Annotated in this window: 28 protein-coding genes; 9 read left to right on the top strand and 19 right to left on the bottom strand. The window is 67.2% G+C overall.

The window, feature by feature from the left end:
- A complete protein-coding gene (locus ACIQTX_RS01915; RefSeq protein ID WP_402968148.1) occupies positions 1 to 741 on the bottom strand; it encodes an alpha/beta fold hydrolase in 741 nt (246 codons plus the stop codon).
- Between the two features lie 73 nt (positions 742 to 814).
- Here ACIQTX_RS01915 and ACIQTX_RS01910 point away from each other — a divergent pair, with 73 nt between their 5' ends.
- Complete coding sequence (locus tag ACIQTX_RS01910) at positions 815 to 1,513, top strand: helix-turn-helix transcriptional regulator (protein ID WP_402968145.1); 699 nt, start codon at positions 815 to 817, stop codon at positions 1,511 to 1,513.
- A 73-nt stretch (positions 1,514 to 1,586) separates the two neighbouring features.
- On the opposite strand, the gene rplI is transcribed toward ACIQTX_RS01910, so the two are convergent.
- From rplI to rpsF, 4 genes are all read right to left on the bottom strand, one after another.
- On the bottom strand, positions 1,587 to 2,039 hold the full coding sequence (gene rplI, locus ACIQTX_RS01905; RefSeq protein WP_028501150.1) for a 50S ribosomal protein L9: 453 nt from the start codon (positions 2,037 to 2,039) through the stop codon (positions 1,587 to 1,589).
- 11 nt (positions 2,040 to 2,050) lie between these two features.
- Complete coding sequence (rpsR, locus tag ACIQTX_RS01900) at positions 2,051 to 2,305, bottom strand: 30S ribosomal protein S18 (RefSeq protein ID WP_028501151.1); 255 nt, start codon at positions 2,303 to 2,305, stop codon at positions 2,051 to 2,053.
- A gap of 66 nt (positions 2,306 to 2,371) precedes the next feature.
- Positions 2,372 to 2,896, bottom strand: coding sequence for a single-stranded DNA-binding protein (locus ACIQTX_RS01895; RefSeq protein WP_028501152.1), 525 nt, complete (start codon positions 2,894 to 2,896; stop codon positions 2,372 to 2,374).
- Between the two features lie 5 nt (positions 2,897 to 2,901).
- Positions 2,902 to 3,270, bottom strand: a complete 369-nt coding sequence (rpsF, locus tag ACIQTX_RS01890; protein ID WP_105526592.1) for a 30S ribosomal protein S6 — start codon at positions 3,268 to 3,270, stop codon at positions 2,902 to 2,904.
- A 239-nt stretch (positions 3,271 to 3,509) separates the two neighbouring features.
- On the opposite strand from rpsF, the gene ACIQTX_RS01885 reads away from it, so the two are divergent.
- Positions 3,510 to 4,214: a hypothetical protein gene (locus tag ACIQTX_RS01885; RefSeq protein WP_402968139.1), complete on the top strand. Its 705-nt coding sequence runs from the start codon at positions 3,510 to 3,512 to the stop codon at positions 4,212 to 4,214.
- A gap of 117 nt (positions 4,215 to 4,331) precedes the next feature.
- On the opposite strand, the gene ACIQTX_RS01880 is transcribed toward ACIQTX_RS01885, so the two are convergent.
- The 7 genes from ACIQTX_RS01880 to ACIQTX_RS01850 all read right to left on the bottom strand — a co-directional run bounded on the left by ACIQTX_RS01880 (position 4,332) and on the right by ACIQTX_RS01850 (position 11,415).
- The gene (locus tag ACIQTX_RS01880; RefSeq protein ID WP_402968136.1) at positions 4,332 to 5,459 is read right to left on the bottom strand and encodes a hypothetical protein; all 1,128 of its coding nucleotides are present in this window, start codon (positions 5,457 to 5,459) and stop codon (positions 4,332 to 4,334) included.
- Positions 5,443 to 6,036: an RNA polymerase sigma factor gene (locus ACIQTX_RS01875; protein ID WP_105526589.1), complete on the bottom strand. Its 594-nt coding sequence runs from the start codon at positions 6,034 to 6,036 to the stop codon at positions 5,443 to 5,445. The genes ACIQTX_RS01880 and ACIQTX_RS01875 overlap by 17 nt, the downstream gene beginning before the upstream one ends.
- Positions 6,037 to 6,185: 149 nt before the next feature.
- The gene (locus ACIQTX_RS01870; protein WP_028501155.1) at positions 6,186 to 7,025 is read right to left on the bottom strand and encodes an ABC transporter ATP-binding protein; all 840 of its coding nucleotides are present in this window, start codon (positions 7,023 to 7,025) and stop codon (positions 6,186 to 6,188) included.
- Positions 7,018 to 7,851 (bottom strand): ABC transporter ATP-binding protein, encoded by an 834-nt coding sequence (locus ACIQTX_RS01865; RefSeq protein WP_402968131.1) that lies wholly within the window; start codon positions 7,849 to 7,851, stop codon positions 7,018 to 7,020. Before ACIQTX_RS01865 ends, ACIQTX_RS01870 begins: the two co-directional genes overlap by 8 nt.
- A complete protein-coding gene (locus ACIQTX_RS01860) occupies positions 7,848 to 8,759 on the bottom strand; it encodes an ABC transporter permease (protein WP_028501157.1) in 912 nt (303 codons plus the stop codon). Before ACIQTX_RS01860 ends, ACIQTX_RS01865 begins: the two co-directional genes overlap by 4 nt.
- Entirely contained in the window at positions 8,756 to 9,817 is a 1,062-nt protein-coding gene (locus ACIQTX_RS01855) for an ABC transporter permease (RefSeq protein ID WP_028501158.1), read from the bottom strand. Before ACIQTX_RS01855 ends, ACIQTX_RS01860 begins: the two co-directional genes overlap by 4 nt.
- 11 nt (positions 9,818 to 9,828) lie before the next feature.
- Positions 9,829 to 11,415 (bottom strand): ABC transporter substrate-binding protein, encoded by a 1,587-nt coding sequence (locus tag ACIQTX_RS01850; protein WP_105526586.1) that lies wholly within the window; start codon positions 11,413 to 11,415, stop codon positions 9,829 to 9,831.
- 150 nt (positions 11,416 to 11,565) lie between these two features.
- Between ACIQTX_RS01850 and ACIQTX_RS01845 the strand changes: the two genes are divergently transcribed.
- Entirely contained in the window at positions 11,566 to 12,156 is a 591-nt protein-coding gene (locus tag ACIQTX_RS01845) for an Lrp/AsnC family transcriptional regulator (RefSeq protein ID WP_258131274.1), read from the top strand.
- An 11-nt stretch (positions 12,157 to 12,167) separates the two neighbouring features.
- Here ACIQTX_RS01845 and ACIQTX_RS01840 read toward each other — a convergent pair whose 3' ends face one another.
- Positions 12,168 to 12,524, bottom strand: coding sequence for a hypothetical protein (locus ACIQTX_RS01840; RefSeq protein ID WP_258131275.1), 357 nt, complete (start codon positions 12,522 to 12,524; stop codon positions 12,168 to 12,170).
- Positions 12,525 to 12,652: 128 nt separating this feature from the next.
- Between ACIQTX_RS01840 and ACIQTX_RS01835 the strand changes: the two genes are divergently transcribed.
- Positions 12,653 to 15,004: a sulfatase-like hydrolase/transferase gene (locus ACIQTX_RS01835; protein ID WP_402968124.1), complete on the top strand. Its 2,352-nt coding sequence runs from the start codon at positions 12,653 to 12,655 to the stop codon at positions 15,002 to 15,004.
- A gap of 51 nt (positions 15,005 to 15,055) precedes the next feature.
- Here the strand turns inward: ACIQTX_RS01835 and ACIQTX_RS01830 are convergent, their stop codons facing one another.
- From ACIQTX_RS01830 to ACIQTX_RS01820, 3 genes are all read right to left on the bottom strand, one after another.
- Positions 15,056 to 15,643: a GNAT family N-acetyltransferase gene (locus ACIQTX_RS01830; RefSeq protein ID WP_402968121.1), complete on the bottom strand. Its 588-nt coding sequence runs from the start codon at positions 15,641 to 15,643 to the stop codon at positions 15,056 to 15,058.
- Positions 15,640 to 16,653: a hypothetical protein gene (locus ACIQTX_RS01825; protein WP_402968118.1), complete on the bottom strand. Its 1,014-nt coding sequence runs from the start codon at positions 16,651 to 16,653 to the stop codon at positions 15,640 to 15,642. The genes ACIQTX_RS01830 and ACIQTX_RS01825 overlap by 4 nt, the downstream gene beginning before the upstream one ends.
- An 86-nt stretch (positions 16,654 to 16,739) precedes the next feature.
- Positions 16,740 to 17,393, bottom strand: a complete 654-nt coding sequence (locus ACIQTX_RS01820) for a Pr6Pr family membrane protein (protein ID WP_402968115.1) — start codon at positions 17,391 to 17,393, stop codon at positions 16,740 to 16,742.
- A gap of 70 nt (positions 17,394 to 17,463) precedes the next feature.
- Here ACIQTX_RS01820 and ACIQTX_RS01815 point away from each other — a divergent pair, with 70 nt between their 5' ends.
- Both ACIQTX_RS01815 and ACIQTX_RS01810 read left to right on the top strand, forming a co-directional pair.
- Positions 17,464 to 18,432 carry a hypothetical protein gene (locus ACIQTX_RS01815; RefSeq protein WP_402968112.1) on the top strand — a complete coding sequence of 323 codons (969 nt, stop codon included), beginning with the start codon at positions 17,464 to 17,466 and terminating at the stop codon, positions 18,430 to 18,432.
- A complete protein-coding gene (locus ACIQTX_RS01810) occupies positions 18,432 to 19,532 on the top strand; it encodes a hypothetical protein (protein WP_402968109.1) in 1,101 nt (366 codons plus the stop codon). Before ACIQTX_RS01815 ends, ACIQTX_RS01810 begins: the two co-directional genes overlap by 1 nt.
- A 222-nt stretch (positions 19,533 to 19,754) precedes the next feature.
- Here the strand turns inward: ACIQTX_RS01810 and ACIQTX_RS01805 are convergent, their stop codons facing one another.
- Positions 19,755 to 20,372 (bottom strand): TetR/AcrR family transcriptional regulator, encoded by a 618-nt coding sequence (locus tag ACIQTX_RS01805; protein ID WP_402968106.1) that lies wholly within the window; start codon positions 20,370 to 20,372, stop codon positions 19,755 to 19,757.
- Between the two features lie 76 nt (positions 20,373 to 20,448).
- Between ACIQTX_RS01805 and ACIQTX_RS01800 the strand changes: the two genes are divergently transcribed.
- Positions 20,449 to 20,829 carry a DUF1761 domain-containing protein gene (locus ACIQTX_RS01800; RefSeq protein ID WP_402968103.1) on the top strand — a complete coding sequence of 127 codons (381 nt, stop codon included), beginning with the start codon at positions 20,449 to 20,451 and terminating at the stop codon, positions 20,827 to 20,829.
- A gap of 18 nt (positions 20,830 to 20,847) precedes the next feature.
- Positions 20,848 to 21,129, top strand: a complete 282-nt coding sequence (locus ACIQTX_RS01795) for a DUF1905 domain-containing protein (protein WP_402968100.1) — start codon at positions 20,848 to 20,850, stop codon at positions 21,127 to 21,129.
- A 38-nt stretch (positions 21,130 to 21,167) separates the two neighbouring features.
- Here ACIQTX_RS01795 and ACIQTX_RS01790 read toward each other — a convergent pair whose 3' ends face one another.
- Together ACIQTX_RS01790 and ACIQTX_RS01785 are read right to left on the bottom strand one after the other, a co-directional pair.
- A complete protein-coding gene (locus tag ACIQTX_RS01790; protein ID WP_402968097.1) occupies positions 21,168 to 21,671 on the bottom strand; it encodes a GNAT family N-acetyltransferase in 504 nt (167 codons plus the stop codon).
- Positions 21,664 to 21,948 carry a DUF1778 domain-containing protein gene (locus tag ACIQTX_RS01785; protein WP_402968093.1) on the bottom strand — a complete coding sequence of 95 codons (285 nt, stop codon included), beginning with the start codon at positions 21,946 to 21,948 and terminating at the stop codon, positions 21,664 to 21,666. The genes ACIQTX_RS01790 and ACIQTX_RS01785 overlap by 8 nt, the downstream gene beginning before the upstream one ends.
- A gap of 106 nt (positions 21,949 to 22,054) precedes the next feature.
- On the opposite strand from ACIQTX_RS01785, the gene ACIQTX_RS01780 reads away from it, so the two are divergent.
- Entirely contained in the window at positions 22,055 to 22,750 is a 696-nt protein-coding gene (locus ACIQTX_RS01780; RefSeq protein WP_402968090.1) for a DUF1684 domain-containing protein, read from the top strand.
- Positions 22,751 to 22,777 lie beyond the last annotated feature (27 nt).

Below are 22,777 nucleotides of genomic sequence, written 5' to 3'. Positions count from 1 at the left end.
TCAATCGTCGGACGAAGCCGCTGACCGGATGACCTCGGCGAGGTCACCTGGACGACTCCACATGGGCCAGTGCCCCGTGGGGAGGTCGATGACATCGAGATGCTCGAGGTTCGCGACCTCGGCGAACATGGGGTGACCTGCTCGAGCCAGCTCCAGCAGTTGCGCGCTCGGGATCGAGCAGCACACCAGTGTGGTCCGAACCCTCCGGCGAGCGTCGTTCGAGAGCTCGACAGACTGACGAAGCACCGGACCGGGCTCGGGGACAGCCCTGGCGCGAAACCGCTCGAGGACCTCTGCACTCAGCCCCTCGAGGCTCGCCTGCTGCGCGAGGACGTCGAAGGGCGGCAACGGAAGCTCCGCCACCTCGTCCGGCAGCTCGGGCGCGAAGATGCTTCCCGTCGCCACCGGGCCGGAGTCGACCCAGATCACGCGGTCGACGAGCTCAGGATGCCGGTCGAGGACGAGACTGACCGGCGCATTCGCCCCACTGTGAGCGACGATGATCGCGGGCTGATCCTCAGAGACCCCGCGCTGGGCGAACTCCTGGAGAATGCCCGCGGCCTGATCATCGATCGTCTTCGTCGCTCGCTCAGGGTCTTCCCCGTCGAGACCCGCCAGGGTGATCGCGACCGCGCGCGAGTGGTCGATCTTCAGGTGGTCGAGAACCTCATCCCATACCCAGGCACCCAGCCAATGGCCGGCGATGAGGATGATGGTCGGACTGCTCGTCGTCGTTGTCATGTCTCCACCTTCTTACCTACCGCAGGCAGGTGTGTGTCACTATTTATGTCATGAATCTGCCCCGGTCTGCACGATGAAGCGCACGGAACGCCTCCATGCCCTGTCCGAGATGCTGCGCCGCAGCGGATCGCGGGGGTGCTCGGCTGAGCGGATGGCGCGAGAATTCGATGTCTCCGTGCGAACAGTCAAGAGAGACCTCGCCGCACTGGCGAACAGCGGCGCGCCGCTCTGGTCGCGCCCGGGCCCTGGTGGCGGGTACGGGTTGGCCCTCGGCGCATCCCTGCCACCGGTCAGTCTGTCTCCCGCACAGGCCGTCGCGTTGATGGCCGCCGTGTCGGCTGCACCCGATGCCCCGTACGCCGATCTGGCCGCAGCCGGCGTCCGCAAGATCCTCGACGTCCTCGATCCGCGAACCCGAGCACGAGCCGATGAGTTGGCCGATCGAGTGTGGGTCGAAGCGCTCCCGTCCGCATCCCGCGCGATCCGATCGGCGCTGGAGGAGGGGATGGCCGAGCAGCGAGTGGTCCGCATCCGCTACACGTCCGGAGACGGGACGACGACCACCCGCGATGTCGAGCCCGTGCTGTTCGCCGCCACGAACGGCCAGTGGTATCTCGTCGGGTGGTGCCGACTGCGAGACGCCATGCGGTGGTTCACCGTGCCACGTGTCGAGCGGGCCCATGTGACCAAGACGGCCTGCAGCGGCCATACCGTCGACGAGGTCGGCGAGCCCCCGGCGAACGCCAGAGCGGTGCACGGACGGGTCGCCTGAGTCACGGGATCGAACTCGCAGGAAATGCAGAACGCCCCCTGTCCCGAAGGACAGGGGGCGTTCTGGAAGTGCCTTACTTGGCGGCGACGACCAGCAGCGTGATGACTGCGGTGACGTCGTCGTGCAGACGCACGGTTGCCTCGTGCTCACCGGTCACCTTGATGGGCGACGGGATGTGCACCTTGCGCTTGTCGATCGCGCCCAGGCCGGCGGCTGCGACAGCATCCGCGACGTGGTCGGTCTTGACGGAGCCGAAGAGACGACCCTCCTTGCCGGCCTTGACCGTGAGGCGCACCTTGGTGCCCTCGAGAGCGTTCTTCAGTGCGACAGCGTCGTCACGATCGTGGATCGCGCGTGCCTGACGCGCGGCCTGGATCGATGCGACCTGCTTTTCGCCACCGCGGGTCCACGCCGTAGCGAAACCCTGCGGGATGAGGAAGTTACGGGCGTACCCGTTCTTGACCTCGACCACGTCACCAGCGCTACCGAGCCCGGCGACCTCGTTCGTGAGAATCAGCTTTGCCATCTCGATACCCCTTACCGGCCGGCGCCAGCGTAGGGCAGGAGCGCCATTTCGCGCGCGTTCTTGACCGCGGTGGCGATCAGACGCTGCTCCTGCACCGAGACACCGGTGATACGACGGGCACGGATCTTGCCGCGCTCCGAGACGAACTTGCGGAGGGTGGCGACATCCTTGTAATCGATGAGGCCAACCCGGATGGACTTCGCGGGAGCGGTGGGCTTGCCACCCTTCCGCGGCTTGCGGCGGTCGCCGCTCGACTTTCCAGCCATTGTGTTTCCTTAAATGAGAGCGGATGCCTTCCCCGAGACGAGCTCGGGGCCGGATCCAGAAGTTGTTTAGAAGGGGGTGTCGTCGCCGAAGCTGCCAGGAGTGCTCCAGGCATCCGCGCTGGTCGACGAGCCGGGCGTGGACCACGGCTCTTCCGACGTCTGCTGCTGCGCGGGACGGGACTGTCCACCGCCGCCGGCACCACCGGCACCGCCGGCACCACCGGTCGAGGCCGCACGGGTGACCTGCGCGGTCGCGTACCGGAGCGAGGGGCCGATCTCGTCGACCTCCAGCTCGATAGCGGTGCGCTGGTTGCCCTCGCGGTCCTGGTAGGAGCGCTGACGCAGACGGCCCTGCGCCATGACGCGCATGCCCTTCGTCAGCGAACCTGCCACGTGCTCGGCGAACTCGCGCCACACGGATGCACGGAGGAACAGCGCATCGCCGTCCTTCCACTCATTCGCGGCACGGTCGAAGTTCCGAGGCGTCGATGCGATGGTGAAGTTCGCCACCGGCAGCCCGTTCTGCGTGTAACGCAGCTCGGGGTCGGCCGTGAGGTTTCCCACCACGGTGATGACGGTTTCGCCGGCCATGGCGCTTAGGCCTTCGCAGCCTTGGCGGCCTTGCGGGCAGCCTTCTCTTCGGAGCGCTTGGCTTCGAATGCGGCCATTGCCTGAGCCTCTTCCGAGCGGAGGACCTTGGTGCGCATGATCTGCTCGTTCAGCTTCAGCTGACGGTCGAGCTCCTGCGTGGCCTCGCTGGTGGCGGTGAAGTTGACGACGGCGTAGATGCCCTCGTTCTTCTTCTGGATCTCGTAAGCCAGACGGCGCTTACCCCAGATGTCGATCTTGTCAATCGAGCCACCATCGTTGGTGATGACCTTCAGGAACTTGTCGAGCGTAGGGGCTACCTGGCGCTCGTCGATCTCGGGGGTCAGAATGACCATGAGTTCGTACTGGTGCGTCACTTACCCACCTCCTTCGGACTAGAACGGTTACCGCGTATCTCGCGGAAACAGGAGGGTGTGTGAATGTGTCGGCCCTTCGATGAGCGCAGGGGCTCAGAGCAGACAACCTCGACAGTCTAGCGGAATCGGGTGGATGGCGCGAACGAGGCCGGCAACGTGCGGAACGTCAGCGGACCTTTGGCATGCTGGGACCCGTGCCCGTTGACGGTCATCGGGCACTCGACCAGAGGGGGGACGCCATGCGCGTCAACAAATGGGGGGTCGGCGTCATTCTCGCCGCCGCCGTGCTGCTCATTGGATGCTCGGGGAGCGGAGCGGAAACGACGGCCGACAAGAAGCCCAGCGCCGGATCGTCGCAGCAAGAGGAAGCACCGAAGACGGATTGCCCCGAGCTGAAGGAGGGTGCGACCGTCGACGGCGCGGCCCTCGGCGGGTGCATCGCCGATGCGATGTCGGACACGGCGGGGTACGCGGCGAAGACCAGCGTGATGGGCGTCGATTCGACGGCACGCTTCAACCCGTCCGAGAAGGCGATCGAATCGATCTCGCCGGTCGGATCCCTGATCGCCATCGGAGACGACGTCTGGGTGAAGTCCGCGACGAGTGACTGGCAGGCCGCCGACCCGTCGTCGAACGATCCGATCATCGCCGCGCTCAGCACCAGCGCCGCCAACATCACCTCGCTCGACCCGGCAACGGCCGCGTCGGCCATCACCGGCGACTTCACGGTGACCGGAACCGGCGAGCGACTGGGCCAGAAGGTCTACCTCCTCTCCGGCACCGTCGAGCAGCAGGGCGCCTCGATCGACATCGTCTTCGAGGTGACGGCGGACTACATCAACCTCGCGTCGACCAGCACGGCGTCGCTCGAGGGCCAGTCCGTCGAGGTCTCGATGGAGATCACCGAGTGGGACGTGCAGCAGGACATCGTCGCACCGCTCTGATCCAGAGCTGAGAACGAAGGGCCGGGGCGGATGCCCCGGCCCCTCGTGTTTCTCGGGCACGCGACGGTACAGCGCAGCCGTGCCCGGCCCGACGTGCGGACCGGGCGCAGCGCGGCTTCAGCCCTCGCTGTTGATCGCGGGGGGCGCGTCGACGATCTCGTGCGTGAAGCGTCGGATGGTCGTCGGTGCCCCGCTCTCGACGAGCGGGCTCGTGCCGACCGGCACGTTCTGGCCGGCATCGTACGCCTCCGTCAGATGCTGAGAGACTTCCCGCAGCTGATCGGTTTCGGTGTCGAAGACGAGCCGACGGATCGCCCGGTCGTCATCGAGGCGAACGGTGGTGACGGTTCCCTCGACCGACTCGATGTGCAGGCCGTCCGCGAGTGCGATCACGCCGAGGAGCACGGAGCGGTAGGCACCCGAAGCGGTGGCTATGTCGCCGGTGACCAGGGTCTCGAAGACCACGGCGATGGCTTTCTCCTTGGTCGTCCCGGCGGGGAACTCCGCCAGGATGTCGTCGAGAAACTCCTGGGGCTCGGTCGCGAACGTGCCCCAGTCGTCGATGCGAGAGTCGTCGGGGTCGTCGATGACCTGCCCTTCTTCGAGATCATTGCTCCAGAGACGCGCATGGGCGACACCATCCATCTGGAAGACCACCGGCGGGCGGGGAGATTCGATGACGTCATCCCAGCGCCCATAGGTCGAGCCGTAGTAGGAGTTCCACGCCTCCTCGACGGCTTGGACGTCGCCGTTGGCCGCGACCGGCTGATAGTCGCTCACCTCCAGAATCGGCGGGACGTCGGCGTCAGACGAGAGGAAGGTCGAGGTGATCCACCTCGTCGTCAGAACGCCGGTCGCGTCCTGCAGCACGTACGAGAAGGGTTCTGCCTCCGTCGGTCCGTGGAAGCCAATGACCTGCTCGAACGTCTCGGTCGTCTTCAGGTACTTACCGGCCGGTATCTCGGACGCCCGGAGTTGTGCGGCAGCACTCAGGACGATCGTCTCCGCTGCCGACGCCGGTGGCGCGACGACGACCGCGCCGACAGTGAACGTGCCCGCCACGACCGCTGCCACCGCGGAGATGCCGACGACACCACCTGCTGTGCCGAATGCGATTCCCAGGCCACGGCGACGTCGCCGGCGCCCCTCGCCCGCCATCGCCCGATGAAGCGAGTTCCGCGCACCGACGATGCTGGCAGAGGGGTCTTCCACTCCGAGTTCGCGAACGCTATCCAAGATGTCCATATTCGACCTCCGATGTGTGCTGAGTGCTGGTTGATGTCTTGTTGCCCGCGCGCGCCGGCGCAAGCAGCCGACGAACGCGATTGAGGCGTGACTTCACGGTTCCCACCGGAACGCCGAGAGCCTGCGCCGTCTCCTCATAGCTCAGATCCCCCCACGCGAAGAGGAAGAGCGTGTCGCGGTCCTTCTTCGCCAGTGCGGCGACGCGAGGGGCCAGTTCCCGGAGCGACGCACTCGCGTCGAGACGATCCGACAGACCGTCGGAGTCGTCGGGGCGCGCTCGCTCGGGCGGCTGGGCGAGCAGGCTTCGCAGCTGCTTGGCCTCGCTCGCGCGGTGTCGGTGGATGATCCGGGTCGCGATGCCGAGCAGCCACGGACGCGCGGAATCGACTCGGAGATCGAAACTCGCGCGCCGGCGGAAAGCCACGAGGAACGTCTCGCTCAGCACGTCTTCCGCGACATCCGCTCCGACCCGTCGAGAAGCGAAGCCCACCACCGCGCGGGCGTGCCTCTCGAACAGCTCGCCGAACGCGGCCGCCTCCTGTCTCGATCGCCGAACGATCTCACTATCAGTGTTCACGTTAGATATTCCTCAGCCCGCGCGATCAGGTTCACGCGCGGTCATCCTAGGACGACGTCGAGGCGAGGGCGGCGCGACAGGAAGAAGCCGCGCACGTCGGGAACGCCGTGTTCCGCCGCGTCGAATCAGGCCGATGCGCGGCGCGACCGTCAGTACATGACCGGCGGGATCTCCGCCCACACCGTGCGGTCGTCGACCGAGGGAGCTGCGGGGATGCGGCCGGCGCCGTCGGGCTCCGGGATCGCCGCGAGCAGCGCCTGCGTATAGGGGTGCCTCGGCGCAGCCCAGAGCTGATCCGTCGGCCCCGACTCGAGCACACGTCCACCGAACATCACGAAAGTGCGGTCGGCGATGCGCCGCACCACGGCGAGGTCGTGCGAGATGAAGAGCATCCCCGCACCCGACTCCGCCACGAGGTCGCGCATGAGCCCGGCCACGCTCGTCTGCGTCGAGGCATCGAGGGCGGAGATCGGCTCATCCGCGACGAGGAGCGAGGGCCGTGCGGCCAGGGCCCTGGCGATCGCGATGCGCTGCTTCTGTCCGCCGGAGAACTGGTGCGGGAAGCGGGTGCTGACGTTCGTGGGCAGCCCGACCCGCTCGAGCCATTCGTCGACGGTGGATCCTTCGGCACCGCGAGCGCGGGCCGTCGCGATGCCGTCCGCGATCTGGTCACCGACCCGGCGTCGCGGGTTCAGCGAGGTCGCCGGATCCTGGAACACCATCTGGATGCCGGTGAGCGCGATCGACCGGCGGCGGATGCCGAGCGGCGACACGGGTGCGTCCCGGAAGAGCACCGTCCCGCCCGCGGTCTTCTCGATGCCGACGACGGCACGGGCGAGGCTCGACTTGCCACTGCCCGACTCCCCCACGAGAGCGACGGTCTCGCCCGCGGCGACGCTGATCGATACGCCGTTGACGGCGATCACGGGCGGGTTGCCCGGGTAGCGCACGACCACGTCCTGCGCGTCGAGGACTGCGACCTCACTCATCTGCAGCCTGCCCTTCCGGTGCCTCGTCGATGCGCGAACCCGGCAGGGCCGCGAGCAGCATGCGCGTGTACTCGTGCTGAGGATCGCGGAACAGCGTCTCGCGATCAGCGAGCTCCACGATCCTGCCGTCCTTCATGACGGCGACCTTGTCGGCGATCGCGCTCATCACGCCCAGGTCGTGCGTCACGAGGAGCACGGCGAGGTTGCGTTCGATCGCGAGGTCGCGCAGCAGCTTCAGGATGCCCGCCTGCACGGTCACATCGAGAGCCGTGGTGGGCTCATCCGCCAGCAGCACCTCGGGATCGCACGCCAGGGCGCAGGCGATCGCGATGCGCTGACGCTGTCCGCCGGAGAACTGATGCGGGTAGCGCTTGAGCGCCTCGGCGGGGTTCGGCACCTGCACGGTCTCGAGCAGCTCGACGGCCCTGGCGCGAGCTGCGGCACCCTTGAGTCCGAGATGCACACGCATGTGGTCGGTGAGCTGGCGGCCGATGGGCAGCTGCGGGTGCAGCGAGGCCGACGGATCCTGGAACACCATCGCGATCCGCTTGCCGCGCACCCGGTTGAGGGAGCGACGGCGCAGGCCCACGAGCTCTTCGCCGCCGAGCAGGATCGATCCGCCGGTGCGCGCCTGGCGGGGAAGCAGACCCAGCACGGCGAGCGAGGTGAGGGTCTTCCCCGAGCCCGATTCACCGGCGAGGCCGTGGATGCGACCGGCCTCGAGTTCGAGCGAGACGCCCTTCACGAGCGGGCGCCCGATGTCGATCGTCAGGTCGCGGATGCTGAGCGTCGACGACTGCTGCTCGACTGCGCTTCGGACACTCATGCGGCCACCCCCGTCGCGGAGGCCTTGTGTTCCGCGGCCTTCTCGTGCGTGATCTCGGCCGTCGGGTCGAGCACGTCGCGCATCGCATCTCCGAGGAAGTTGAACGCCAGCACGACGGTCAGGATCGCGAGACCCGGGAAGACTCCGAGCCACCACGCGTCGAAGTTCTGCATCGCGCCGGAGATCATCGACCCCCACTCCGCGGTCGGCGGCTGTGCACCGAGGCCGAGGAAGGAGAGTCCGGAGAGGAGCAGGATGGCCGCACCGATGTCGAGCGTCGCGAGCACCAGGACGGGGCCGGCGATGTTCGGGAGGATGTCGACGAACAGCGTCCGTGCGGGCGAGTGCCCGAGCAGACGACCTGCGATCACGTAGTTCTGGCCGCGCAGACCCAGCACGATGCTGCGCGTGACACGGGAGTACTGCGGCCACGACACCACGATCGCCGCGATCACCGCGTTGAAAAGCGACGGTCCGAGGGACGCTGCGACCACCATCGCGAGGATCACGGTCGGGAATGCCATGAACAGGTCGGTGATTCGCATCAGCGTCTCATCGACCCAGCCGCCGAAGTACCCGGCGATCGCACCGATGAGCGTGCCGATGATCATCGCCGCGATCACGAGCATGAGCGCGAGCGGCAGGCTCACGGTGGCACCGGTCATCAGGCGCGAGAAGATGTCGCGCCCGTTGCCGTCGGTGCCGAGCAGGGTGTCGATCCCCGGCGGCTGCAGGCGGGGCAGCACCTGCGCGTTAGGAGGGAACGGAACCCACCACTGCGCGGTGAAGGCCACGACGATCCAGGCTCCGGCGATGACGGTGCCGATGATGCCCAGCGGGGTGCGCCAGGCGCGGGGCCAGCGGAAACGGAAGCGCCCGGCCGGTGTGGCGGCGGCGATGCGGCTCATGCGATCCTCACTCTCGGGTCGAGCACGCCGTAGAGCAGGTCGACGATGAAGTTGATGAGGAGGTAGATCATGCCGACCACGAGTCCGACGCCCATGATGCCGGGCAGGTCGAGGTTCGCGGCGGAGTTGTAGGCGTAGGTGCCGAGCCCGGGCCAGGCGAACACCGACTCGACGAGCACCGTGCCCGAGAGCAGCGCCCCGAACGCGACACCCACCACCGTGAGGATCGGCAGCGAGGCGCCCCGGAGCACGTAGTCGAGGATCACGCGCATGGCCGGGAGCCCCTTGGCGCGGGCTGCGCGCACGTAGTCGCTGCCGAGCACCTCGAGCACCGAGGTGCGGATGAAGCGGGTCAGCAGACCGATGGTCACGAGCGAGAGCACCATGACCGGAAGGGCCAGGTGCGCGAGGGCGTCGAAGAAGCCGACCGCGTCGCCGTTCAGGAGGTAGTCGACCGTGTAGAGCCCGGTCACGCGCGGCGGCGGTGTGATCGACGGCGAGATGCGGCCGGACCCTGGTGCGATGCGCAGCTCGAGGAAGAAGACGTAGAAGCTGACCAGCGCCAGCCAGAAGGTCGGCACGCTGAGTCCGACCAGGGTGACCACGCGGATGACCTGGTCGGTGACGAGTCCGCGGCGGTACGCGGCGAGAGTGCCGAGAACGATGCTGACCGCGAGGCTGACGATGATCGCCCCGATCGCGATCTCGATGGTCGCCGGCACCGCGGTGGCGAGGTCGCTGGTGACCGGGCGTCCGGTCACCAGCGACGTGCCGAGGTCCCCGCGGAGCAGGTTCCCCATGTAGATGAAGTACTGCACGAACAGTGGCTGGTCGAGACCGTGCTCCTTGATGAACGCGTCACGCGTCGCGGGGTTCTGCGACGCGCCCTCACCGAGTGCGGCCGAGACCGGGTCTCCCGGCACCAGGTTGGTGAGCGCGAACGTGACGATCGTCACGCCCACCAACAGGAGCAGGGAGGTGCCGACCCGCCGCAGCAGGTATCCGATCAGAGGCGATCGGCGCCGCTGCGCCTGCCTCTGCACCGCCACTGTCGTCATGAGATGTCCGCTCAGCCGGCCGGCGTGATCTCGGCGATGTCCATCTCCCAGACGGAGTTGTACACCGCGCCCTTCACGCTGTCAGCAGAGGAGATGTTGCGGCCGGGAACGATCAGCGGCACGAAGGGGCCATCGGCCTGCATGGCCTCGGCGAACGCGGTGAACGCCGACGAGCGCTGGTCGGGGTCGGTCGCGGCAGCAGCACCCGCGGCGATTCCGGCGATCTCCGGGTTGGCCTCGGCGGCCCAGCCGGCGCGGAGGCCGACCTTGAGGCCCGGAGCGAAGGGCAGGAAGTTCGCGGAGTCCGCGTAGTCCGGACCCCAGAACCAGAGGCCGAAGCCCTCGGTGCCGTTGACGTAGGCGTCGAGCTCGGTCGCGAAGGGTGCGGGGGCGAGGTCGACCGTGATGCCGGCATCTTCGAGCTGCGCCTGCACACGCTCGGCGAGCGGGGTGAACTCCACACCGCCGACCGGGTAGTCGTTCGGGAACTGCAGCTTCAGCGTCTGGCCCGTGTATCCGGCCTCGGCGAGCGCGGCCTTGGCCTTGTCGAGGTCCTGCTTCACGCCACCGTCGAGAGCGCCCTCGAATCCGGGAGGGATGACGCCGGTCGCCTGCACGGAGCCGGCACCTGCCAGTTCGAGCAGCGCGTCGTAGTCGAGCGCGTAGCGGATCGCCTCGGCGATCTTGACGTTCGCCAGGTCACCGGCGACCGCCTCGGACTGGTTCAGCAGCAGGAAGATGGTCTGACCGGAGGGAACCGAGTCGACCGTGATGCCGTCGCCGAGACCGGCGACCTGGTCGCCGTTCAGGTCCATCGCGACCATCGAGTCGCCGCCCTTGAGGTTGGCGAGCTGGGTGGCGCTCTCCGAGACGTTGCGTACGACGACGCGCTTGTACGCCGACTCCTCGTCGCCGTTGTATTCGTCGTTCTTCTTCAGCACGACCTGCGAGCTGAGGTCGAGGGTGTCGAGGACGAACGGACCGGAACCCGCGGACTCGCCGTCGAGGAACTTCTGGGCCGAGTCGGTGCCGTCGGTGGTGCCGCCGTTCTCGATCACGACGTCGGAGTTGACGATGCCCAGTGCCGGGTTCGCGAGGATCGCGGGCAGCTGCAGCAGCGGGGTCTCGGAGGTGAACTGGATCGTCTTGTCATCGACCTCGGTGATGGTGAGGCCGCCGAGAAGGAAGTTCGGCTTGGCGTCTTCCATGCCCTGGATGCGCTGCAGCGTGAAGACGACGTCCTTCGCCTCGATCGGCGAGCCGTCGGAGAAGACGCGATCCCCCTCGAGCGTGAACGTGAACTCGGTCGCCTCGTCGTTCTGCTCCCACGAGGCGAGGCCGGCGACGGGAGTGGAGACGTCGGAACCCTCGAAGTCGACGAGGGTCTCGTAGAGCGCCTTCGCGATCATGTTGCCGGTCGGGTCGTAGGTGTGACCCGGGTCGGTGGTCTCGATCGAGAACGCGGTGTCGATGACGAGGGAGTCGGAGCCTGCGGACTGGCCGCCGCCGCCCGCCGAGTTCCCTCCAGAGCAACCTGCGAGCGCAAGGAGCGCGACGGCTCCGAACGCGATGACCGGCGTGATACGGCGTGACGACATGAGGGCCTCCAGAGGCGAGGAGTACATTCGGGTGAGTCGCCACCGATGTGGACGACCGTGGATCAGATTCGCATCATATGCGACGATGTGTCCAGCAAGAGCGGGTCACCTCGGCACGCTCTGTCCAGAACCTCGGATGTGAGGAACAATATGTCCAGCAAGGACGCGGAACCGTCGAAGCATTCTGGACGAAGTGCCGCACCTTTGGACGAGACGGCATACAGAATCCTCGAAGTGCTGCGTGATAACGGTCGCGTCTCGATCGCCGCCCTCGCCGACAAGGTGGGGATCTCCCGCGCGAATGCGTACACGCGCGTCGAGTCGCTGGTGCACGACGGGGTCATCACCGGCTTCAGCGCACGGGTCGATCAGGCGAAGGCCGGGCTCTCGATCGGTGCGCTCGTTTTCGTCACGGTGATGCCGCAGGCCTGGGCGTCATTCCGCGAACGAGTACTGGAGATGCCTGACGTCGAGTGGTGCGCCATCACGACCGGCGAGCACGACGCGATGCTGCTGATCCGCGCCGTCGATGTCAGCGGCGTGCACGAGTTCTCCACCGGAGTGATCGCCCAGCTGCCCGAGGTGCGCACGGTCGTGAGCGTCGTCGTGCTCGACGAGGTCATCCGCCGTCCGTACCTGCTGCCGGCCGACCTGCCGGAGCGCGATGCCGACACCGCGCCCCTCGGCATGACGCGGTGGACGCCCGCTTCACCTGGTCGCGATGCACTCCCGCCCCGCTGACGCGCCATCCGTCAGGCGGAGATCTCCTCGCACACGCTGAGCTGCGGGAGCCCGTGCATCTCGTAGTGCTCCACGAGGCGGATGCCGCCGTCGTCGGTCAGCTCCAGCTCGCTCTCGCCGTCTCCGGTCACGACCGTTCCGTCGGTCTTGAGCACGTGCACGAACGAAACCCAGATCGTGTCACCCGTGCGCGTGCCGACGAACTTGCCGAACGTGACCGTGTCGCCCTCGTACCCGCCCCAGATCGCTCCGTCGCGTTCGAAGTACTCGAAGATGCTCGGGGATTCCGGGTCGACCGCAGAGGTCGTGGACGACACCATCCGGAATCGGCGGCCGTCGAGGGAGGGGAGGGTTGCAGTCGCAGTCACACCCTTGATTATGCCCGTCGAAACTCACCCGCAAACTCACCCGCCGAGGGTGGTGACACCCCGGAGCGCCCTGCTTAGGCTGGGCGCGAAGCGGGCTGCTCTGCTCGCCGAGAGCCGTAGGAGTGAGCATGTCCGAGCCCCAGCGTTCCAGTCTTCCGATCCCCGATCTGGCCTACACGGGCACGGTCACCTACGACGCGACCGACCCTGACACGTCGTTCCCGCCGATCACTCCGGTGCGTCCACCGAAAGGCGCCCCGAACGTGCTCGTCGTGCTCATCGACGACACCGGGTTCGGCGCATCGAGTGCTTTCGGTGGCCCTGTGCAGACCCCCAACTTCGAGCGTGTGGCGGCTGCGGGTCTGAAGTACACCCGCTTCCACACCACGGCCCTGTGCTCTCCGACCAGGGCAGCCCTGCTCAGCGGCCGCAACCACCACACGGTCGGCATGGGGGGCATCACCGAGATCGCCACATCAGCGCCCGGGTACAACTCGCTGCGCCCCAACAGCTGCGCCCCGCTCGCCGAGACGCTCAAACTCAACGGCTACAACACCGCCCAGTTCGGCAAATGCCACGAGGTGCCGGTGTGGCAGGCGAGCGCGATCGGCCCGTTCGACGGGTGGCCGACCCCGGGCAACGGCTTCGAGTACTTCTACGGCTTCATCGGCGGCGAGACCAACCAGTGGTACCCCGCGATCTACGAGAACACGACGCCCGTCGAGCCCTGGGGCACACCCGAGCAGGGCTATCACTTCATGGGCGACATGACCGACAAGGCGATCGCCTGGACGCGAGAGCAGAAGATGCTGGCCCCTGAAGTGCCGGCGTTCACGTACTTCGCGCCGGGCGCGACACACGCCCCGCACCACGTGCCTGCCGAGTGGGCCGACAAGTACAAGGGGCAGTTCGATCAGGGGTGGGACGAGATCCGCAAGGAGACCTTCGCCCGTCAGATCGAGCTCGGCGTCATCCCCGCCGACGCGGTGCTCACCGAACGCAGCCCCGGCATCCCCGCCTGGGATGAGATGAGCGAACTGATCAAGCCCGCCCTGGCCCGGCAGATGGAGGTCTACGCCGGGTTCCTCGCGTACGCCGACCACCACGTCGGCCGCCTGCTCGACGCCTACGAAGAGCTCGGCATCCTCGACGACACCCTCGTGTACGTGATCATCGGCGACAACGGCGCGAGTGCCGAGGGGTCGATGCACGGCACGACCAACGAGGGCTTCACGATCAACCACATGAACGAGATCGAGACCGAGCAGTACGTGGCCGACCACATCGACGACATCGGCACCCCGAGCTCGTACAACCACTACGCGGTGGGCTGGGCGCACGCGATGGACACGCCCTATCAGTGGACCAAGCAGGTCGCCAGCCATTGGGGCGGCACCCGCAACGGCACGATCGTCAGCTGGCCGAACGGCGGCGTGGAGAAGGGCGGCATCCGCAATCAGTTCTCGCATGTCATCGATGTCGCCCCGACGGTGCTCGAGGCCGCAGGTATCCCCGAACCGACGAGCGTGAACGGCGTGACGCAGCGCCCCTACGAGGGGACGCCGATGAACTACACGTTCGCGGATGCGGATGCGGATGAGCGCCACATCACGCAGTACTTCGAGATGGTCGGCAACCGCGCGATCTATCACAAGGGCTGGACGGCCGTCGCGAAGCACAAGGACCCGTGGCTCGGATCGGACCACGGACTCGACGACGACCGTTGGGAGCTCTACAACGTCGACGAGGACTGGACTCAGTCGCACGACCTCGCCGACCAGGAACCGGAGCGACTCGCCCACCTGCAGCAGCTCTTCCTCATCCAGGCCGCGCGCTTCAACGTGCTTCCGCTCGACATCCGCACCGCCGAGCGGTTCAACCCCGACCTCGCCGGCCGTCCGGTGCTCTCGCTCAGCAACACCCAGAAGTTCTACCCGGGCATGAAGCGCCTCAGCGAGAACACCACCATCAACATCAAGAACAAGTCGTGGACCGTCACCGCCCGAGCCGTGGTGCCCGAGTCCGGGGTCGACGGCGTGATCATCGCACAGGGCGGTGCCTACGGCGGCTGGTCGTTCTACACGACCGGTGGCCGACTTGCCTTCGCCTACAACCTGCTCGGCATCGACGTCGACATCATCCGCTCCGATGGTCAGATCCCTGCCGGCGAGCAGGAGCTGCGAGCACACTTCGCCTATGACGGCGGTGGTCTCGCCAAGGGCGGCACCGTCACCCTCTACGCCGGCGACGACAAGATCGGCGAGGGGCGCGTTCACAAGACGATCCCGTTCCAGTTCACATTCGACGAGACCGTCGATGTCGGCTGCGACCTGGCCTCCCCCGTCTCACCCGACTACCCGGCAGCAGGCAACGGGTTCACCGGGACGCTCGAATGGGTGCGCATCGATCTCGGAGACGACGACCATTCGCATCTGATCGATGACTCGCACAAGCTCGCGGTGGCGATGCTCAAGCAGTAGCCGAAGCTGGCCTCGGGCGGCGTGCGATCACCGATCGCATGCCGCCCTTCGTCATCTCCCGGTCCCGCCTCGTTCTCGCCACTCATCCTCGAGGAGCGCATAGACGAGCAGTGTCGTCCACTCGTCCTTGAACCATTCGCTCTCCACCAGTCGCGCCTCGCGCCGGAAGCCGAGCCGCTCGACGACCCTGGCCGATGCCGTGTTCCGCTCGTCGATCCGCGCGACGATCCGGTGCAGGCCCAGCCCGTCGAACCCGAGTTCGAGGAGCGCGCCGACGGCCTCCGTCGCGTATCCTCGACCGCCGGCGCGCGGGTCGAAGATGTACCCGACCTCACCGGATCGGTCGGTCTCACTGCGCCAGAACAGCACCACGTCGCCGACCAGCCCACCGGTCGCAGGCTCCTCGACGGCGAGGGAGACGGCGTCGCCCTCCTTCGCGAAGCGGGTGTTCGACCAGGTGGTCGCGATGCGCTGCTCGACGTCTGCGAGCTCCAGCGGCGCGTAGGGCACGTACTGCACGGCATCCGGATCCGACTTGTAGACGTGCATCGGTGCCGCATCGGCCGGCGCGATGGGACGCAGGATCAGGCGCTCGGTGCGAATCGGGTACTCGGGGTCGTGTCCCCTCTCCCCGGTCACTCGAGGTCCAGGGAGAGGAGGCCGGGCAGATGCGCGGTCCTTGCTCGGACAGCCAGCAGGAGGTCGTCGTAGTCGGGTGTGATCCCGACACGGGAAGATGCCAGCAGGTGCGTGGTCGTCTTGCCTCCGGCGCGTGCGAGGCGCAGGCGCTTGACCGGGTAGGCCGGCGGGGTCAGCCAGATGCGGCTGAGCTGCGTGTAGGGGGTGTCGACTCCGTCGATGCGGATGCCGTGGGTGTCGATCGACACCTGGGCGGGGATCGACCGCACGACGCGTCGGCGCTGCACGGCACCGATCCCGAATCCGATGGCGGCGAGCGCGGCGAACGGCGCGAGCAGAATGAGGGCCGAGAGCTCGCTCTCGACGAAGCCCGGCACGATCACCAGCAGTCCGACGCCGACGGCGATGACGAGGAAGACGACCGCGGCGATCGTGATGCGCGAAGCCAGACGCCGCTCGCCCGTGGCGTCGATCGTGAACTGCGTCGGCAGCTGGGCCGCGGCGCGCGCAGCTGCGACGGGATCGTCGAACACCGGCTGCGCGATCGGGTTGAGCGTCGCCATCAGCTCGTTGAACAGCGACCGCGTGTAGCCGGGCAGCTCGATCGTGATCTCTCGGTCACCGCTGTGCACGACCAGAGCGCGCGTCGTTCCGCTGGGCAGTCCGTTGGTGCGGTGTTCGGTGATCTTCGATCGGAAGGCGGTCGTCGCCCTCGAGAACGTCTCGCGGCTGCCGGCCTTCCCGATCTCGACCGCATCGGGGCGCACGACGATCCGGATGTTGCGGAACCAGAAGAATCCGGCGAACACGGCGATGGTCAGCGCGATCGCGATGACGAGCACCAGCACGCCGCGGGTCGAGATCTTCATGGTGCCCGGTAGGAACTTCGGGAGCAGGAAGAGCGTCGCCGCCGACAGCACCGCCGAGAGCACGATCGCCCCGACGGCCGAACGGACTGGATTCCTGCGGAAGATCCGCTCACCGGACACGGCTTCGGCCTGATTCAGCATTCGAACTCTCCCCCAAGACAGTCGGCTCGCGCGACGCGATTCCTACCGTAGCGCCCGCCCCGGTGGCAGCACTGCGTCGGATCTGCTCAGCGGGCGACCGATCCGCCGCCCCTGCCCCAGACGCCGCGGAATCGGCTGGCTGCCCAGACCAGGACGCCGGCGAGGAGGACCGCCGCGAGCAGGCCGATGATGTGGAGGAGCAGCGACACCGGGCCACGTTCGGGAAGAAGGAAGCCGTACGGCACCCAGCCATCGGTGACGCCACGGATCAGGACCACGACGAGCCACATGAGGGGATAGGGCAGGAGCATCCAGAGGTGCCGCCACGGCAGGCGGAAGCGATCACCAACCAGCAGCCAGTCGAGCACGACGAGTACCGGGAACACGACGTGCAACAGCACGCTCACCCAGGGCGGCGCCGAGCCGGTGCCGGGGACGAGAACGTTGTAGATCACCCCGACCACGATCAGATACGCGGTCACGATGCCCCTCAACAGAGTGAGCCAGGGCGGGATCGGTCGACCGTTCACCGCGATTGCTCCGGCGCCGATCAGGATCAATGCGGCGATCAGGCTGGTCTGATTCGTGAAATATCCGAAGTAGTCGAGTGGGTTGCCGTCTCCGACCGCGATGCGCAGGAGATAGGCGTAAAAGAGGACCGCGATGACCGAGACTCCGGCGACGATTCGCCCGATCGCCCACACGATGGAGGTCGGCGGCGCAACGGTGTCGGACTTCACAGCGCCAGCCTAGGAGCACTTCCTGCACGACCGATGGTCGCAGTCCGCGCGCGTTGGGTAGCGTGGTCGCATGGAGTGGATGTCTGATCCATCGGCGGGTGCATGGCTGCACGAGCGGCTCGATGCGGGGTACGAGACCATGCACGGCGTAGTCCCTCGGGGCTTCCCCGCGTATGCGCGCGTCTTTCATCCCGCCGTCGTCCGTTCGCTGCCCGACCGCGCGATCCCGACGCCCGACGAACTGGTGCGGATGCCGGAATCCGAACAACACGCCCTCATGGACCGATTCGTCGACGAACCCGCCACTTGGGCGCAGGCTGCCGCGACCTTCGGCACGGTCCTGCATCCGCTGGCACAGTGGCAGCGGATCGTGCGCACACCGCCAGACGGCGACGGGCGCATGGGGATGGCGCCGGATGGCCGCGAGTTCTCGGCGCCGATGGAAGGCGAGCTCCCACCGGACCTCCTCGCCGCGATCGCCGGCCACCTCGTGGATCACACGCAGACACCGGATGCCGGATTCGCTGCGCTCTGGGAAGGACGCGGCGGTCTGCTGGGGTTCGTCGGCATCACCCCATCGCGCGCGTTCCTGACCTTCTCGGACGACCCGAACCATCAGGCGATGCTCGACCGCAGCACACGCGATCCGTTCAACAACGTCTTCCGCAAGCCCACCTGGCAGGAGGGCATCCTCTCGCGCGAGATCTCGGAGGGGCCGCGGTTCGAGCTGCCGGGACGGGGGCACGTGCTGTTCTCCGCATCGCCGCGCTCCTTCGCCGACCCCGACTGGGTGCTGCGCGCCCCCTGGCGAGACCTTCCGGCCGAAGAGCATGGGTTCCCGCCGTCCGCTCAGAGTCCGAGCATCCTGTGGCCCGAAGATCACGCCTGGGTCATGGTGAGCGAGGTTGACTTCGACTCGACGATCGTGGCGGGGTCGTCCGAGCTGATCGCGGCCATCTGCGCCGACGGGCGTCTGGAGGCGCTCCCGATCCCGGAAGGCGCCGACCTCACTTGGGATGCCGATGCGGTGAATCGGTGATGACACCGCCGCCCACCTTCGACGCCGGGCCTCTCACCGAACCGGTCGACGCGGCGGCCGTGCGCGCCTTCGCCGCGGAGCTTCGTTCACGACCCACGGCAGGTCTGTCGGCATCCACGATCATCGGCATCGTGGCGATGACGGTCGCTGCCATCGTGTTGCTCCCGCTCCTCGTTGGCGTGATCCTGAGTCTCGGGTCGTTCGGCACCTCACCTGCCGTTGCGGCGATCCCACTGGTGCTGATCTTTCTCCTCCTCGCTGCAGTGGGAGTGATGATCTGGTTGGCCGCGCGCAACGCGCAGGCCAGACGCTACCGGCTGCATCGATTCGCTCAGGCGAACGGCATGTCATACGAGCCGAAGCTCGCGGACCCGCCGCTTCCCGGCATGATCTTCAGCCTCGGTCGCGCGCGTCAGTCGACCGACCTGGTCCGGGGCACCCGACCGCGCTTCGTGGAGTTCGGCAATTACCAGTACACGGTGCAGTCGGGAAAGAACTCGACGACCTACCGCTGGGGGTACGTGGCCGTGAAGCTCGATGCTCCCCTGCCGAACATCGTGCTCGACGCGAAGGGCAACAACGGTTTCGGGTCGAACCTTCCGGCATCGTTCCAGAAAGCGCAGCGCCTGTCACTCGAGGGCGACTTCGATCAGCACTTCACGCTGTACTGCCCTGCCGGATACGAACGCGATGCTCTCTACCTCTTCACGCCCGACATCATGGCGCGGTTCATCGACAACGCCGCCCAGCTCGACGTCGAGATCGTCGACGACTGGCTGTTCCTCTACACGCAGCGCAAGGTCTCGACGCTCGACCCCGCGACGTGGGCGTGGTTGTTCGCAGTGGTGGGCGCACTGCTGGCGAAGTTCGATCAGTGGTCGCGGTGGCGCGACGAGCGACTGACTGCCGACGACGCGGGCGCCACGGCATCAGGCCCCCACCCGGGACAGGCGCTGCCCTTCGCTCCGCCGGCGGGACTGCGCACACCGCCACCGGGAGTCGCTCCGCAGGGACGGCGCCTGAAGCGAGGCGGGACCTGGCTTCCGATCATCGTGGTGATCGGGTTCATCGCGTTCTGGGTCGTGAGCCGACTGAACTGACGCGGATCCGAGTGTGGGGGTGGGCGTCGGCTGGGGACCGAACTCCCACCCCATCCCCCCCTCGGGATCGAAAAGAGATCCACTCTCCCTCCGCATGACGGCTGAGCCGCCCCGCCCACGGTCAGCTGGGGACTGACACTGCTGGGCGTATGGCCAAATGGTATACCGGACGAGGTTGCAACCTGTTGCATCCATGCACCGGAATGGGATTTCATCCGGGCGTTAGGAGCGGAGGTATCCGGCCAGGAACAGATCGACAGCCCTGGCCACCGGCGCCGCCTCAGTCATCACACCCAGAAGGCCGGCGTTCAGTGGCGCGCCCACGACCAACCAGGTGAACTCGCTCGCGAGCGCTCGGGGGTCGTCGACGACCAGGCCGTGCACCTCGGAGAGGTCGGTCATCGCCTCTGCGAGGTTGCGGATGTTCGCGTCCCAGCTCTGTGACAGGTAGTCGCTCGCGACGTCCGGGTGCGCGGCCGCTTCGGCGATGACCAGACGGCGCATCGCCACCACCGGATCACTCAGAATTCCGGCCCGCATGGTCTCGCCGAGCGCGACGAGCCCCTCCCTCAGGTCGGGGTTCGCCTTGAGGTCTTCGAGGGCCGGTCTCATCGCGTCTCGACCTGCGAGCGCCCAATGCCGGACGACGGCGGCGTACAGAGCCGACTTCGAGGCGTGCTCCCGGTAGAGCGACGCCTTCGAGATACGCGCACGCCGGGCCACCTCGTCCATCGACGTCCCCACATATCCGAACTCGAGGAAGACGTCCCGGGCAGTGTCGAGCAGAGCATCGCCCGTGCGACCGGCCGGGCGTCCTGGCGTTCGAGGCATCACCGTCATGCGATCGAGTTTAGTACTTGACAGTTTCCCCCGAGGGGAATACTTTGAGTACCACCAAGTACTAAAGGAGGCTGACATGATCGTTCTGGCAATCACCCTGGCCACCGTGGCATCGTTCATCGCGAGCGCTCTGCTCTACGCCCTGCCTCCGGTCTCGGCGCTCATCTCTCGGACGAGCACACCCCGGCCCGGCCTCCCTATCGTCGCGCAGATGGCGTCGGTCGTACTGCGCAGCCTCATCGTCTCGTGCCTCGTCGCCGGCCTGATGGCCGCAGCGGGGTGGCACGGCGCGGGTTCCGGTGCGCTGCTCGGGCTGGCTCTGTGCACGCTCCCCCTCGTCCTGCTCATGGGAGGCGTCGTGCATGAGAACACCGCACCATCCGCCGCGGGCGTCCACCTGCTCGACTGGATCCTCAAGCTCATCATCATCGGCGCGATCGTCGGATCGTTCGTCTGAACCGCGAAGGAGAAGGACATGCACAGCCCACTCGACATCACGTTCACAGCCACCCTCGGAAAGGTGCGCGAAGGCGACACCTGGACCTGCGTCCAGCTCGACGACTCCGCGACCGTCTTCGGCACGCGCGGACTCGTCAAGGTCGCGGGCACCGTCGACGGCGAGCCTTTCCGCGGCGCTTTCATGGCGCTCGGCGACGGCACACACAAGCTCCCGGTCACCGCCGCCATCCGCAAGCGCATCGGCAAGACCGACGGCGACAAGGTGACCGTTCATCTCACCGAACGCCTCAACGGCTGAAGACAGCTGTCCTTCGAGGCCGGGCTGAGGCCTACCGATCAGCCCGCGAGAGTCGCGCGAGCATCTTTCACCAAGAGGAAGAGCGTTCGCCGAGCACCAGGGAACGCGCTGAAGCCGAATCGCTCATAGAACGGCACGATCTCGTCGCTGATCGCGTGTACCAAGATGGCGCGGACCCCGATGGCGTCCGCGGCTTCGAGCGCCCGCATCGTCGCGTGCTGCAGGAGGGAGAACCCCAGCCCGCGACCCACGTACTCCCGATCCACGGCCAGACGCCCCAGCAACACGATGGGAACAGACACGGGCATGCCGGCGGCGAGCGGTGGCGGCCCCTCCCCTCGGTCGATGGCACTCGAGGCCAGGCAGTAGTACCCCGCCACCCTCCCCTCCCGCGTGACCGAGACCATCGTGCGCGAAGCACCGCTCTTCTCGTTCGAGCGGGCCCGGCCGCGCAGCCAGATATCGAGGCTCTCTTCCCCGCAACGGAACTCCGACAGCTTGTCGCCCGACGCGAGATGTCGAGGCGTCAGGAACTCAGTCAATGAAGACGGATCCGCGACTCAGCAGTTCACGCAAGCCTTCGACGGTGCGGGGCGGACGCTCCATGACCTCGATAAAGGCGTCGAAGCGCACCGCATCGACACGCAGTCGACGGTCGCGCTCGATGACCTCCTGAGCCCGCTCCGCGAGCACGGACGCTGAGAAGTCGGTGACCGTGCGCCCCTCGATGGCAGCCGCCTCTTCGATCGCCTCCTTCTGCTCTGCCGTGACGCGGAACTCCAGGCGGGCGTTCTTCAGAGGCGAGGCGGAGGTACTCATCAGGTCAGTGTACGGCAGATCTCCGTACACGCTCGACTCGATGCCGCGTTACTCCGAGTGACGCCCTCGGCCCCACCTCGTTCTGCATGCAAGAGAATTGAAAGTGATGTCTGAACGCGAAGATCACACCCACTGGCAGGCCGAGCGCCGCGCTGCCGTCACTTCGGCGACGGGCAACCTCGCCCTGGTCGAGACCCGCTGGACGGGCGAGGCCCCCGACCTCGACGCCGAGCAGCGCGCCGCAGCAGACACGGTGACCGTGACCCCGGTCGAGCGCACGAACATCGAGACCGGCCAGGCGGAGCACGGGCTGCGTGTCTGGGATGCCGACGCCCCCGCCATCCGCGCCTTCGACCGCATCGACACCTACGAGTACGACCCCGCATGGGTTCTCGAAGGGCACTTCACCCCTGTGTCGGGTAGTCGCCGCGTCTCGTTCGAGCACATCCGCGACAACGGCGGCACACGCGACCTGGTCGTCCCCGGCGACATCCGCCTCGAGCTCGACGGCCAGGAGTACACCCTCGCCGCCTTCGACGACGGCGGCACGCTGCTGCTCGTGTTCGGCGACGAGACGAACGGATCGGAGACCTACGGTTCCGGTCGCTTCCTGTTCGTCCAGCTGCGCGACGATGAGGGCTCAGTGGTCCTCGACTTCAACCGCGCGTTCGTGCCCCCATGCGGATTCAGCGCCCAGTACAACTGCCCGCTGCCGCCGGCATCCAACCGCTTCCCCCTGCCTATCCGAGCAGGCGAGAAGAACGTCGTCTTCCGCGACGGCTTCGACATCTACGCGGCGTGACGCCGCACACTCTCACCCTGGAGTACT

The organism is Microbacterium sp. NPDC090281 (assembly GCF_044769635.1).
Lineage (GTDB): Bacteria > Actinomycetota > Actinomycetes > Actinomycetales > Microbacteriaceae > Microbacterium.
Note: the sequence above shows the minus strand (reverse complement) of the source record. Positions and strands in the feature narration are given on the sequence as shown.

Excerpts from the sequence above, each read along its gene's own strand:
- ACIQTX_RS01915 (WP_402968148.1), bottom strand. The coding sequence starts at position 741 with ATGACAACGACGACGAGCAGTCCGACCATCATCCTCATCGCCGGCCAT.
- ACIQTX_RS01910 (WP_402968145.1), top strand. The coding sequence starts at position 815 with ATGAAGCGCACGGAACGCCTCCATGCCCTGTCCGAGATGCTGCGCCGC.
- rplI (WP_028501150.1), bottom strand. The coding sequence starts at position 2,039 with ATGGCAAAGCTGATTCTCACGAACGAGGTCGCCGGGCTCGGTAGCGCT.
- rpsR (WP_028501151.1), bottom strand. The coding sequence starts at position 2,305 with ATGGCTGGAAAGTCGAGCGGCGACCGCCGCAAGCCGCGGAAGGGTGGC.
- ACIQTX_RS01895 (WP_028501152.1), bottom strand. The coding sequence starts at position 2,896 with ATGGCCGGCGAAACCGTCATCACCGTGGTGGGAAACCTCACGGCCGAC.
- ACIQTX_RS01885 (WP_402968139.1), top strand. The coding sequence starts at position 3,510 with ATGCGCGTCAACAAATGGGGGGTCGGCGTCATTCTCGCCGCCGCCGTG.
- ACIQTX_RS01880 (WP_402968136.1), bottom strand. The coding sequence starts at position 5,459 with ATGGACATCTTGGATAGCGTTCGCGAACTCGGAGTGGAAGACCCCTCT.
- ACIQTX_RS01870 (WP_028501155.1), bottom strand. The coding sequence starts at position 7,025 with ATGAGTGAGGTCGCAGTCCTCGACGCGCAGGACGTGGTCGTGCGCTAC.
- ACIQTX_RS01865 (WP_402968131.1), bottom strand. The coding sequence starts at position 7,851 with ATGAGTGTCCGAAGCGCAGTCGAGCAGCAGTCGTCGACGCTCAGCATC.
- ACIQTX_RS01860 (WP_028501157.1), bottom strand. The coding sequence starts at position 8,759 with ATGAGCCGCATCGCCGCCGCCACACCGGCCGGGCGCTTCCGTTTCCGC.
- ACIQTX_RS01855 (WP_028501158.1), bottom strand. The coding sequence starts at position 9,817 with ATGACGACAGTGGCGGTGCAGAGGCAGGCGCAGCGGCGCCGATCGCCT.
- ACIQTX_RS01850 (WP_105526586.1), bottom strand. The coding sequence starts at position 11,415 with ATGTCGTCACGCCGTATCACGCCGGTCATCGCGTTCGGAGCCGTCGCG.
- ACIQTX_RS01845 (WP_258131274.1), top strand. The coding sequence starts at position 11,566 with ATGTCCAGCAAGGACGCGGAACCGTCGAAGCATTCTGGACGAAGTGCC.
- ACIQTX_RS01835 (WP_402968124.1), top strand. The coding sequence starts at position 12,653 with ATGTCCGAGCCCCAGCGTTCCAGTCTTCCGATCCCCGATCTGGCCTAC.
- ACIQTX_RS01825 (WP_402968118.1), bottom strand. The coding sequence starts at position 16,653 with ATGCTGAATCAGGCCGAAGCCGTGTCCGGTGAGCGGATCTTCCGCAGG.
- ACIQTX_RS01815 (WP_402968112.1), top strand. The coding sequence starts at position 17,464 with ATGGAGTGGATGTCTGATCCATCGGCGGGTGCATGGCTGCACGAGCGG.
- ACIQTX_RS01810 (WP_402968109.1), top strand. The coding sequence starts at position 18,432 with ATGACACCGCCGCCCACCTTCGACGCCGGGCCTCTCACCGAACCGGTC.
- ACIQTX_RS01805 (WP_402968106.1), bottom strand. The coding sequence starts at position 20,372 with ATGACGGTGATGCCTCGAACGCCAGGACGCCCGGCCGGTCGCACGGGC.
- ACIQTX_RS01800 (WP_402968103.1), top strand. The coding sequence starts at position 20,449 with ATGATCGTTCTGGCAATCACCCTGGCCACCGTGGCATCGTTCATCGCG.
- ACIQTX_RS01795 (WP_402968100.1), top strand. The coding sequence starts at position 20,848 with ATGCACAGCCCACTCGACATCACGTTCACAGCCACCCTCGGAAAGGTG.
- ACIQTX_RS01785 (WP_402968093.1), bottom strand. The coding sequence starts at position 21,948 with ATGAGTACCTCCGCCTCGCCTCTGAAGAACGCCCGCCTGGAGTTCCGC.
- ACIQTX_RS01780 (WP_402968090.1), top strand. The coding sequence starts at position 22,055 with ATGTCTGAACGCGAAGATCACACCCACTGGCAGGCCGAGCGCCGCGCT.